Origin of the sequence: Nocardia sp. 348MFTsu5.1 (assembly GCF_000383535.1) — a bacterium.
Taxonomy (GTDB): domain Bacteria; phylum Actinomycetota; class Actinomycetes; order Mycobacteriales; family Mycobacteriaceae; genus Williamsia; species Williamsia faeni.
This window is the reverse complement of sequence record NZ_KB911516.1, coordinates 208,161-220,095: the sequence shown is the minus strand read 5'-3', so window position 1 is coordinate 220,095 and position 11,935 is coordinate 208,161. Positions and strand designations below refer to the sequence as shown.

Sequence of the window (11,935 nt, the reverse complement as noted above, 5' to 3'; positions counted from 1 at the left end):
ATCACCAAGCTGGCGGAAAGTCGCCGAACCTTGTTGGCATAGTGCAAATAATTCTGCGGTGCGGTCGTCAGGCCGGTGCCGGTTTGTGGTCGGCGACGAGCTTTTCGGCCAGCTCGTAATCGTCGTCGCTGTTGTATGTCAGGCCGCCGACGGTCACCCCGGCACTCTGGTACCAGACCACAAAGCCGCCGTCCCGTTCGACGAGGTGTGCGGTGTCGAAGCCATCACCCCAGGCGGCGTACTTGAGCGTGTGATCGCCGATGGTCGTCCAGAAACCCGGCACCGCATCCCACGAGCGTGAGACCCCGGCAGCGGTCGCGCCGGCGATCTCCCCCTGGTCCACGGCGTCCTGCCAGTGCTCGGTCGCGATCCGGCGCCCGGCCGTCGAGTTGTGGGCGGTGGCCACATCGCCGACTGCAAGTATCGCGTCGGAACTCGTGCGCATGTGCTCGTCGACGACGATGCGGCCATCTTCCAGATCCAACCCCGCGGCCTCTGCGATGTCGGTGCAGGGAGCGATGCCGGTCGCCGCGAGAATCAGGTCGGAGGCGATCCGGACACCGTCATCGAGGGTCACGGCGTCCGGTTCTATCCGTGTGACATCGGGACCACCGACATACCGGACACCGGCCTCGTCGAGCATCGTGAGAATGCGCGCACCGGCGTCGGGGCCGAGTCGAGCAGCCTGCGGAACCTGCTCGGGAGCAACCAAAGTCGTGGCAACACCACGAGCGGCCAGCGACGCCGCCGCCTCGCAGCCGATGAATCCGGCTCCGATGACCACGGCCGAACTGGCCTGACTCGCCGCGGTGCGCAGAGTCGCCGCCTCGGCGAACGACCGGAGCAACAGTGCGTGCTCGCCACCGGGGACCGGGAGCGGCGTCGGGCGAGCACCCGTCGCGATGATCGCGGTCTCGAAGTCGATGGTCTCGCTCGTCGAGAGTCCGGCAGTCCGGGCGCCCGAATCAAGGCCCAAAACTGTTGTGCTGTTGTGGATCTCGATGTTGCGTTCGCTGTACCACTCCGGTGGATGCTGGGTGATGTCGTCGAACTCGCTCTCTCCCCGGAGAAAGTCCTTGCTCAGCGGCGGCCGGAAGTACGGCGCATCCGTGTCGGTCGTGACGATCAGGACCCGTCCACCGCCGCCGTTGTCGCGGAAGCTTTCCGCCGCCGAGATCGCTCCGGGCCCGCTGCCGATGATCAATAGCTCGCAACTGTCCATGTCTGTGGCGTACCCGATTCACCCGGCGGTGAACATTGAGGACCGTTTGTGTCCGCAATAGTTGCGACACTGGTGACAGACACCACATCAACCGATCAGGAGGAAGAATCATGGACTGGACACTCGAATTGGTCATCTTGCCCGTCACCGACGTCGATCGGGCGAGGGATTTCTACAAGAAGGTCGGCTTCAACGTCGACTTCGATCAGGTCGTCTCCGACGAGGTTCGATTCGTCCAGATGACCCCGCCCGGTTCGGCTTGCTCCATCGCCTTCGGCAACGGCGTCACCGACGCCGAACCCGGCTCGGTGAAGGGCCTGCAGATCTGCGTCTCCGACATCAATGAGGCCCACGACCACCTGCAATCGGTGGGCATCGACCCCGGTGACGTGGACATCCAACCATGGGGTCACTTCGTCCGATTCGCCGATCCTGACGGAAACACCTGGGCGGTGCAGTATGTGCCCGCACGCTATGCCTGACCCCCGACTGACCCTGTTCCACACCGCGCGAGTCTTGTCCGGCGCAAACTGGTTGCATGGCAGCTTTCGCATATGACTTCGTCATAGGCACCGTCGTCAACCCGGCCGGCCTCATCCTCGCCAAGACGATTCCGGCGTCGCGGTTGACGGCGTTTTCCGAGGCCGGGTTCGGGGCCAGCCCGAGCTGGCACGGGTTCGCCATCGACCAGGTCGGTATCGCCTTCAACGACGACATCGGGGTGGTCGGCGATTACCGGATCCTGGCCGATCACGATGCGCTGCGGACCCTTGGCGACGGGGTTGCCTGGGTGCCCGGCTCGTTCTACGACCAGCAAACCCGGCCCGCTCTCAGCTGCAGTCGCGGCACGCTGCGCCGGATCGAAGACCGACTGGCGGACACCGGATTGACCGCCCGAATCGGGCACGAGATCGAGTTCTTCCTGGTCGGACCGGACGGCGCCCAGTTACCATCCGCGTTGTGGGCGCAGTACGGCCTGGCCGGGGTTCTCGAACACGAGACATTCATTCGCGATGTGACCGCCTCCGCCGGTCTCGCCGGAATCGGCATCGAACAATTCCATCCCGAGTACGGACCCAATCAGTTCGAGTTGTCGCTCGCCCCACAGTCGCCGGTGGCGGCGGCCGATCAGCTGGTGCTGACGAAACTGGTACTCGGCCGGACCGCACGCAAGTACGGTCTGCGGGTCAGCTTCTCCCCGGTCCCTTTCGCGGGCACGGTGGGTTCGGGTGCACACCAGCACTTCTCGCTGTCCGACGATTCCGGTTCGCTGTTCGAGGGTGGTGACGGACCGTCGGGGATGACGCGACGTGGCGGGCATGTCGTGGCCGGTCTGGTCGACGGGCTCCCGGAAGCGCAAGCGATCCTCTGCGGCTCTGTGGTCTCGGGGCTGCGCATGAAGCCCGGCCATTGGGCAGGCGCATACACCTGTTGGGGCACCGAAAACCGTGAGGCGGCCATCCGGTTTCTCCCCGCCGGACCAGGAAAACCGCACGGCGCCAACGTCGAAATCAAAGTCATCGACCCGTCGGCGAACCCCTACTTCGCCTCGGCGGCCATCCTCGCGCTCGCGCTGGACGGACTCGATCGAGAATCCGCGTTGCCCCCGGAGACCACGGTCGACCCGGCCACCCTCACCGCGGAGGAGCGCGCCGCCGCGGGCACCGCGCTCCTGCCATCCGACCAGGGATCGGCGCTCGCCGCGCTCGACGGTTCGACGCGGTTGCGGGCCGCCCTCGGCGACCAGGCCGTCGACGCCATTCTCGCCGTCCGCCGCTACGAGAACGACAACTTCGGCGACCTCGCACCCGAGGCACTCACCGACCGCTTCCGCATGGCGTGGAGCGTCTGACGGTGGCTCCGGTCACCGCAACGTGAAGCCGCTCCCTTGACCCCCAAACAAGAAATTCGCTCCACGTGTTTCGATTCGCTCCACTTCCTGCACACTGGAAATGGAGCGAATCGAAATAGGTGGAGCGGATTCGGCCTAGCTAGCCAACTGTCCGGCGTTGCCGAGCGCCTCACGCAAGATTCGGTGCAGGCGGGCAGGCGTCGTGAGATCTTTCCAGCACCATCGAATCACTATGATGCCGAGGCGGGCAATGCGTTGCTCCCGCAATTTCTCGCGTTCAAGAGCCTGCTCCTTGGTTTCGCCCGGGCGAAGATAACGGATGTACTTGGCATATCCGTCGAACTCACCGACCACGACGCCGCCCCAGTCAAAATCCGTGCGGGCGACGAAGTCGCCTTCTGCGTCGCGGAAAACCTGTTGCAACCGGGGAATTGGGATATCCCCATACGAATACATCAGCGCCCTCGAGTAGGATTCGCCGACGCTCTCGGCGGCCCCATCCGCAATCGCAAACGCTCGGCCGGCCATCGCAATCCCCGTCCGACCACGACTCGACATCAGCACCCTTGCCAACTCATCGTGAGCCACACCCATCCGCAACGCTCCGTCCAATGCGCACACGGCTTGCACAAAGCTGCCGCTCCTGGCCACATCGACAGCAGTTCGCGCCAGCGACGTCACCAACAGACCATCGATCACAACTGTCTCGCCCGATCGCCACGGCGTCGAATGCAGCACGCTGGCGCGGCCCCTCCGACGACCACCCGAGGTGCGGTTCGCGGTGAAATGCACGCGCGTGAAATCGCCATACAGGACCGGAAGTCCGTGCAGGACTGCCGCCGAGTAGTGGCTTATGGCTTTGGAGCCATCCCCGGAATCTGCGGCCGCAAGGACCGTCCGACGGTAGGTTTCGCGTTGCCGCTCGTACTCGTCGAGGTCCTTGAGATCGCAACTATAGGTGTATACGCCGCGGTACAGGCGCTTGAGCTCTCTACTCTTCACCCGCTGTCGCAGCGCTGCGTCGGGCTGGCCGATCGACACTGCGTCTCGTCGTCGAAACAGGCCGTTGTCTTCAGAAGTGTTGTCCCCCATGGGTCAAGCATCGCGGGACAAGCGGTCGTCGAGTACGAGCCAGCGCCAAATTTTGGATAGAACCAGGAACTGTGGATAACCCAATCCGCTCCACCTGTTTTGATTCGCTCCACTTGCAGTGCGCTGGAAGTGGAGCGAACGCAGGTAGGTGGAGCGAATTTTGGCCGGGCGAGCGCGCTGGCGGGGAACGCAAAAGCGGGCACCCCCCGAAAGGGATGCCCGCTTTTGTTGCGTTTACCTAGCGGTAGTCGCTGCTGAAGCCGTAGTCGTCCAGCGGGACAGCCGCACCCGACGGGGCACCGAAGGTGCCGTCCGGGCTGTAGTAGGTGTCGTCGTAGGACGGCACCGCGTATGCAGCTGCACGTGCTTCTTCGGTCGGCTGCACCTGGATGTTCCGGTACCGGTTGATACCGGTTCCGGCCGGGATGAGCTTACCGATGATCACGTTCTCCTTGAGGCCGACGAGCTTGTCGCTACGGCTGTTGATGGCCGCATCGGTGAGCACGCGAGTGGTCTCCTGGAACGACGCCGCCGACAACCACGACTCGGTTGCGAGCGATGCCTTGGTGATACCCATGAGCACCGGACGTCCGGCCGCGGGCTCGCCGCCCTCGGCGACGACGCGACGGTTGGCCGCCTCGAAGTCGGCGCGCTCGGTGAGCGAACCGGGCAGGAACTCGGTGGCACCGGAATCGATGATCGTCACGCGACGCAGCATCTGACGAACGATCGTCTCGATGTGCTTGTCGTGGATCGACACACCCTGGCTCCGGTAGACCTCCTGGACCTCGTTGACCAGGTGGACCTGCACCTGACGGGGACCCATGACACGCAGCACCTCGTGCGGATCGGCAGCACCTTCCATGAGCTGCTGGCCGACCTCGACATGATCGCCGTCGGCGAGCAGACGCTCGCTGCCGTCTTCATGCTTGAACACGCGCAGACGCTGACGCTTGGAGATCTTGTCGTAGACAACCTCTTCCGAGCCGTCATCCGGGATGATCGTCATCTTGTAGAAGCGATCATCATCCTCGAGACGGATGCGTCCGGAGACCTCGGCGATCGGGGCCTTGCCCTTGGGGACACGGGCCTCGAACAGCTCCTGAACACGCGGCAGACCGCCGGTGATGTCGTCACCGACACCACCCTGGTGGAACGTACGCATGGTCAGCTGGGTACCGGGCTCACCGATCGACTGGGCCGCGACGATACCGACGGCCTCGCCGATGTCGACGAGCTTGCCGGTCGCCATCGACCGTCCGTAGCAGGTGGCGCAGACGCCGGTGCCGGTGGCACAGGTCAGGACCGAACGGACCTTGACCTGCGAGATGCCGGCCGCGAGCAGTGCCTCGATCGCGGGATCACCGAGATCGAATCCGCGCTCGATGATGACCTTGCCATTCGCGTCGACCGCGTCGGTGGCCAATGTCCTTGCGAACGTTGACGTTTCGACGTGAGCGTCGCGGATGAGCGAGCCGTCCGCCTGCTTCTCGGCGATGATCGTGTTGATGCCACGCTCGGTGCCACAGTCGGTCTCACGCACGATGACGTCCTGCGACACGTCCACCAGACGACGGGTCAGGTAACCCGAGTCAGCGGTACGAAGCGCGGTGTCGGCCAGACCCTTACGGGCACCGTGCGTGTTGATGAAGTACTCGGCGACGGTCAGACCCTCACGGAACGAGGACTTGATCGGACGCGGGATGAACTCACCCTTCGGGTTGGTCACCAGACCCTTCATGCCCGCAAGCGAGCGGATCTGGGTCATGTTGCCCGCGGCACCGGACTGCACGATCATCGGAATCGGGTTGTCGTCGGGGTAGTGACGCTCCATATCGGCGCCAACCTCTTCGGTTGCCTGCTTCCAGATCTCCACCAGAGCGTCACGACGCTCGGCAGCGGTCAGGGCACCACGCTGGAACTTGCGCTCCAGCCCGTCTGCCCGATCCTCGTACTTGTCGAGGATGGCTGCCTTGTCCGGCGACACGAGCACGTCGGACATGGCGATGGTGACACCCGAGCGGGTGGCCCAGTAGAAGCCGGCGTCCTTGAGCTTGTCGACGGTCTGCGCGACAACGATCATCGGGTAGCGCTCGGCCATGTCGTTGATGATCGTGGCCTGACGCTTCTTCGGCATCTGCTCGTTGACGAACGGGTAGTCGTTCGGCAGCAGCTCGTTGAACAGCACGCGACCAAGAGTGGTCTCGATGGTCCACGGGGTACCGAACTTCCAGCCCTCGGGGAACTGCTCCCGCTCGATCGCCCGGGTCGGACGCTGGTGCGTCAGCCGGACCTTGATCGGAGCCTGAACACTGAGCACGCCACGGTCGACTGCCATCTGGGCTTCGGACGGCGTGGAGTACACGCCGCGCTCGATGTCGTCGTCGGTCGAGGCCGTGTAGGCACCGACCGCCTGATCCTTGAGCGTGGTCAGGTGGAACAGACCGGTCACCATGTCCAGACGGGGCATGGCCAGCGGTCGACCCGAAGCCGGCGACAGGATGTTGTTCGACGACAGCATCAGGATGCGGGCCTCGGCCTGCGCCTCGGCGGACAGCGGCAGGTGGACTGCCATCTGGTCACCGTCGAAGTCGGCGTTGAAGGCCTCACACACGAGCGGGTGCAGCTGGATGGCCTTGCCCTCCACGAGCTGCGGCTCGAATGCCTGGATACCCAGACGGTGCAGCGTGGGCGCACGGTTGAGCAGCACGGGATGCTCGGCGATGACCTCTTCGAGGACGTCCCACACGGCCGGACGCTGACGCTCGACCATCCGCTTGGCGGACTTGATGTTCTGCGCCTGGTTCAGGTCGACGAGTCGCTTCATCACGAACGGCTTGAACAGCTCGAGAGCCATCAGCTTGGGCAGACCACACTGATGCAGCTTGAGCTGCGGGCCGACGACGATGACCGAACGGCCCGAGTAGTCGACGCGCTTGCCGAGCAGGTTCTGACGGAAACGACCCTGCTTGCCCTTGAGCAGATCGCTCAGGGACTTCAGCGGGCGGTTACCCGGTCCGGTGACCGGACGGCCACGACGGCCGTTGTCGAACAGTGCGTCGACCGACTCCTGCAGCATCCGCTTCTCGTTGTTGACGATGATCTCGGGCGCACCCAGATCGATCAGTCGCTTGAGGCGGTTGTTGCGGTTGATCACGCGGCGGTACAGGTCGTTCAGGTCGGAGGTCGCAAAGCGGCCACCGTCGAGCTGGACCATCGGACGCAGCTCCGGCGGGATCACCGGCACGGCGTCGAGAACCATGCCCAGCGGCGAGTTGCCCGACCGGTGGAACGCAGCGACGACCTTGAGACGCTTCAGTGCACGGAGCTTCTTCTGCCCCTTGCCGTTACGAATCGTGTCGCGCAGGATCTCGGCCTCGGCCGCGATGTCGAAGTCCTCGAGCAGACGCTTGATGGCCTCGGCACCCATGGCTCCGGTGAAGTACTCGCCGTAGCGGTCCTGGATCTCGCGGTAGAGCTTCTCGTCGATGATCATCTGCTTGGGAGCAAGCTTGACGAACTTGTCCCAGATCTCGTCGAGATCGTCGAGGGCACGCTGCGCGGTGTCGCGGATACGGCGCATCTCGCGCTCGCCGGCATCCTTCACCTTGCGGCGGGCATCGGCCTTGGCGCCTTCGCGCTCCAGCTCTGCCAGGTCCTCTTCGAGCTTCTTGGCGCGCTCTTCGAGGTCGGAGTCACGGGTATCGGCAACACCCTTCTTCTCGACCTCCATCTCGGCCTCGAGAGTGGACTTCTCGTTGTGACGCATTTCGTCGTCGACAGCGGTGATGACGTAGGCGGCGAAGTAGATGATCTTCTCGAGATCCTTCGGCGCCAGGTCGAGCAGGTAGCCCAACCGGCTCGGCACACCCTTGAAGTACCAGATGTGGGTGACCGGTGCGGCCAGCTCGATGTGACCCATCCGCTCACGACGCACCTTGGCGCGAGTGACCTCGACGCCGCAGCGCTCGCAGATGATGCCCTTGAAGCGGACGCGCTTGTACTTGCCGCAGTAGCACTCCCAGTCCCGGGTGGGACCAAAGATCTTCTCGCAGAACAAGCCGTCCTTCTCTGGCTTGAGCGTGCGGTAGTTGATCGTCTCGGGCTTTTTGACCTCACCGAACGACCAGTTGTGGATGTCGTCGGCGGTGGCCAGGCCAATCTTCAGTTCATCGAAAAAGTTGACGTCGAGCACTATTTACCTTTCAGTAGCTCAGTCAGGAGTAGCAAGTGGGTCAGTTGGCCAGGTCGTCGACGGTGGCAGCTTCGTTGCGCGAGAGGTTGATACCCAGGTTGGCCGCAGCCCGCTCCAAGTCCTCGTCGTCGCCGTCACGCATCTCGATGGCGGCACCATCGGAGCTGAGTACCTCGACGTTCAGGCACAGCGACTGAAGTTCCTTCAGCAGCACCTTGAACGACTCGGGGATACCCGGTTCCGGGATGTTCTCGCCCTTGACGATCGCTTCGTAGACCTTCACGCGGCCGACAACGTCGTCCGACTTGATGGTCAGAAGCTCCTGCAGCGTGTACGCCGCACCGTAGGCCTGCATGGCCCAGCACTCCATCTCGCCGAAACGCTGACCACCGAACTGCGCCTTACCACCGAGCGGCTGCTGGGTGATCATCGAGTACGGCCCGGTCGAACGCGCGTGGATCTTGTCGTCGACCAAGTGGTGCAGCTTGATGATGTACATGTAACCGACCGAGACCGGGTACGGGAACGGCTCGCCACTACGACCGTCGAACAGGGTCGCCTTGCCGTCTGCGTTGACCATCACCTCGCCGTCGCGGTTCGGAAGCGTCGAGGCCAGCAGGCCCGTCAGTTCCTCTTCGCGAGCGCCGTCGAACACCGGGGTGGCGGTGTTGGTGTTGGCCTCCACCGAGAGCATGTCCTCGGGAAGACGCGACGCCCATTCGGGCACACCCTCGGCCACGTTGATGTTCCAGCCGGTCTTGGCGATCCACCCGAGGTGGGTCTCCAGAATCTGACCGATGTTCATACGACGCGGAACACCGTGGGTGTTCAGGATGATGTCGACCGGGGTGCCGTCGGGCAGGAAGGGCATGTCCTCGGCGGGCAGGATCTTGCCGATGACGCCCTTGTTGCCGTGGCGGCCGGCGAGCTTGTCGCCGTCCTGGATCTTGCGCTTCTGGGCGACGTACACCCGGACCAGCTCGTTGACACCGGGAGGCAGATCGTCGTCGTCATCACGCGAGAAGACGCGGATGCCGATGACCTTGCCGGTCTCACCGTGCGGAACCTTGAGCGAGGTGTCGCGAACTTCGCGAGCCTTCTCACCGAAGATGGCGCGCAGCAGGCGCTCTTCCGGGGTCAGCTCGGTCTCGCCCTTCGGCGTGACCTTTCCGACCAGGATGTCGCCGTCGCGAACCTCGGCACCGATGCGGATGATGCCGCGCTCGTCGAGATCGGCGAGCACCTCATCGGAGACGTTCGGGATGTCCCGGGTGATCTCCTCGGCACCGAGCTTGGTGTCGCGGGCGTCGAGTTCGTGCTCTTCGATGTGAATCGAGGTGAGCACGTCCTCTTCGACGAGACGCTGGCTCAGGATGATCGCGTCCTCGTAGTTGTGGCCTTCCCACGGCATGATCGCCACGAGGAGGTTCTTTCCGAGGGCCATCTCACCGTTCTCGGTGCAAGGACCGTCCGCGAGGACCTGTCCGACCTCGACGCGCTGACCCTCGTCCACAATCGGACGCTGGTTGGCACAGGTGCCCTGGTTCGAGCGGGCGAACTTGCGCATCTGGAAGGTGTCGCGAGTGCCGTCGTCGGCCATCACGGTGATGTAGTCAGCCGAAACCTCTTCGACCACACCGGCCTTGCCGTTGATGATCACGTCACCGGCGTCGATGGCGGCACGGAGCTCCATACCGGTACCGACCAGCGGCGACTCGCTGCGAACCAGCGGCACCGCCTGACGCTGCATGTTGGCACCCATCAGGGCGCGGTTGGCATCGTCGTGCTCGAGGAACGGGATCATGGCCGTGGCCACGGACACCATCTGCCGCGGGCTGACGTCGAGGTACTCGACCTGCGACGACGTCACGAACTCGACCTCGGCACCCTTCTTCCGGACGAGAACGCGCTCATCCGTGATGACACCGCTGGCATCGAAGTTGGTGTTGGCCTGTCCGATGAGAAAGCGATCCTCTTCATCGGCGGTCATGTACTGGATCTCGTCGGTGACGACACCGTCGGTGACCTTGCGGTACGGGGTCTCGATGAAGCCGAACGGATTGACCCGTGCGTACACCGACAGCGAACCGATCAGGCCGATGTTCGGGCCTTCCGGGGTCTCGATCGGGCACATACGGCCGTAGTGCGACGGGTGGACGTCACGGACTTCGAGGCCGGCACGCTCACGCGACAGACCACCGGGGCCCAACGCCGACAGGCGGCGCTTGTGGGTCAGACCCGACAGCGGGTTGTTCTGGTCCATGAACTGCGACAGCTGCGACGTTCCGAAGAACTCCTTGATGGCAGCGACCACGGGACGGATGTTGATCAGGGTCTGCGGCGTGATCGCCTCGACGTCCTGAGTCGTCATACGCTCGCGGACCACACGCTCCATGCGGGACAGGCCCACGCGGATCTGGTTCTGGATGAGCTCGCCGACGGTACGCAGGCGACGGTTACCGAAGTGGTCGATGTCGTCGACCTCGACCGGAACCTCGACACCACCGGGCACGGTCATCGTGCTGGTGATGTTGGGGTCGGCCTCGTGCAGACGCACCAGGTACTCGACAGTGGCGACGATGTCTTCTTCGGTCAGCACCGGGGCGCCGGCCATCGGGTTCTCGACCAGGCCGAGCTTCTTGTTGACCTTGTAGCGGCCGACCTTGGCCAGGTCGTAGCGCTTCTCCTTGAAGAACAGGTTCTCCAGCAGGGTCTGCGCGGACTCCTTGGTGGGGGGCTCGCCCGGGCGCAGCTTGCGGTAGACCTCGAGGAGGGCTTCGTCGGTGTTGGCGGTGCTGTCTTTCTCGAGCGTCGACATCATGATCTCGGAGAAGCCGAAGCGCTCCTCGATCTGCTCCTTGGTCCAGCCGAGCGCCTTGAGCAGCACGGTGACCGACTGGCGGCGCTTGCGGTCGATACGGACGCCGACGGTGTCGCGCTTGTCGATGTCGAACTCGAGCCAGGCACCACGGCCCGGGATGACCTTGACGCTGTGCAGGGTCTTCTCGGTGGCCTTGTCGATGCTCGCATCGAAGTAGACGCCGGGGCTACGGACCAGCTGGCTCACGACGACACGCTCGGTGCCGTTGATGACGAAGCTGCCCTTGTCGGTCATGATCGGGAAATCGCCCATGAACACGGTCTGGGACTTGATTTCGCCGGTGTTGTTGTTGATGAACTCGGCGGTGACGAACAGCGGAGCCGCGTAGGTCATGTCTTTGTCTTTGCACTCCGCGACAGAGGCCTTGACCTCGTCGAAACGCGGGTCGGAGAAAGACAGCGACATGGAACCGGAGAAGTCCTCGATCGGGGACAGTTCGGCGAGGATGTCCTCCAAGCCGCCGGTGGGGTTTCCAACGCCGCGTGAAGCAGCGCGCTCACGCCATTCCGCGGCACCAACCAGCCACTCAAAGGACTCGAGCTGCACATCAAGCAGTCCGGGTACTTCCAGTGGCTCGCTGATCTTTGCGAAAGAGGCGCGCCGAGGCGCACCTGGAATGGTTGAGGTGGACTGGCGGGAGACTGCCAAGATATGTCCTTCCAACACGAATTACTCGTTGTGCCCTAGTGGTGT

Annotated in this window: 6 protein-coding genes; 2 read left to right on the top strand and 4 right to left on the bottom strand. The window is 63.8% G+C overall.

Going from position 1 to position 11,935, the window contains the following annotated elements:
- Positions 1 to 67: 67 nt before the first annotated feature.
- Positions 68 to 1,222, bottom strand: a complete 1,155-nt coding sequence (locus H290_RS0116725; protein ID WP_020107971.1) for an NAD(P)/FAD-dependent oxidoreductase — start codon at positions 1,220 to 1,222, stop codon at positions 68 to 70.
- A gap of 110 nt (positions 1,223 to 1,332) precedes the next feature.
- Here H290_RS0116725 and H290_RS0116720 point away from each other — a divergent pair, with 110 nt between their 5' ends.
- Both H290_RS0116720 and H290_RS0116715 read left to right on the top strand, forming a co-directional pair.
- Positions 1,333 to 1,704: a VOC family protein gene (locus tag H290_RS0116720; RefSeq protein ID WP_020107970.1), complete on the top strand. Its 372-nt coding sequence runs from the start codon at positions 1,333 to 1,335 to the stop codon at positions 1,702 to 1,704.
- A 56-nt stretch (positions 1,705 to 1,760) separates the two neighbouring features.
- Positions 1,761 to 3,074 carry a glutamine synthetase family protein gene (locus H290_RS0116715; protein WP_020107969.1) on the top strand — a complete coding sequence of 438 codons (1,314 nt, stop codon included), beginning with the start codon at positions 1,761 to 1,763 and terminating at the stop codon, positions 3,072 to 3,074.
- 135 nt (positions 3,075 to 3,209) lie between these two features.
- Here the strand turns inward: H290_RS0116715 and H290_RS28865 are convergent, their stop codons facing one another.
- The 3 genes from H290_RS28865 to H290_RS0116700 all read right to left on the bottom strand — a co-directional run bounded on the left by H290_RS28865 (position 3,210) and on the right by H290_RS0116700 (position 11,890).
- Positions 3,210 to 4,166, bottom strand: a complete 957-nt coding sequence (locus H290_RS28865) for a type IV toxin-antitoxin system AbiEi family antitoxin domain-containing protein (RefSeq protein WP_036519260.1) — start codon at positions 4,164 to 4,166, stop codon at positions 3,210 to 3,212.
- A 238-nt stretch (positions 4,167 to 4,404) separates the two neighbouring features.
- Positions 4,405 to 8,361: a DNA-directed RNA polymerase subunit beta' gene (locus tag H290_RS0116705; RefSeq protein ID WP_020107967.1), complete on the bottom strand. Its 3,957-nt coding sequence runs from the start codon at positions 8,359 to 8,361 to the stop codon at positions 4,405 to 4,407.
- A gap of 40 nt (positions 8,362 to 8,401) precedes the next feature.
- Positions 8,402 to 11,890, bottom strand: a complete 3,489-nt coding sequence (locus H290_RS0116700; RefSeq protein ID WP_028463295.1) for a DNA-directed RNA polymerase subunit beta — start codon at positions 11,888 to 11,890, stop codon at positions 8,402 to 8,404.
- Between the last annotated feature and the right edge of the window lie 45 nt (positions 11,891 to 11,935).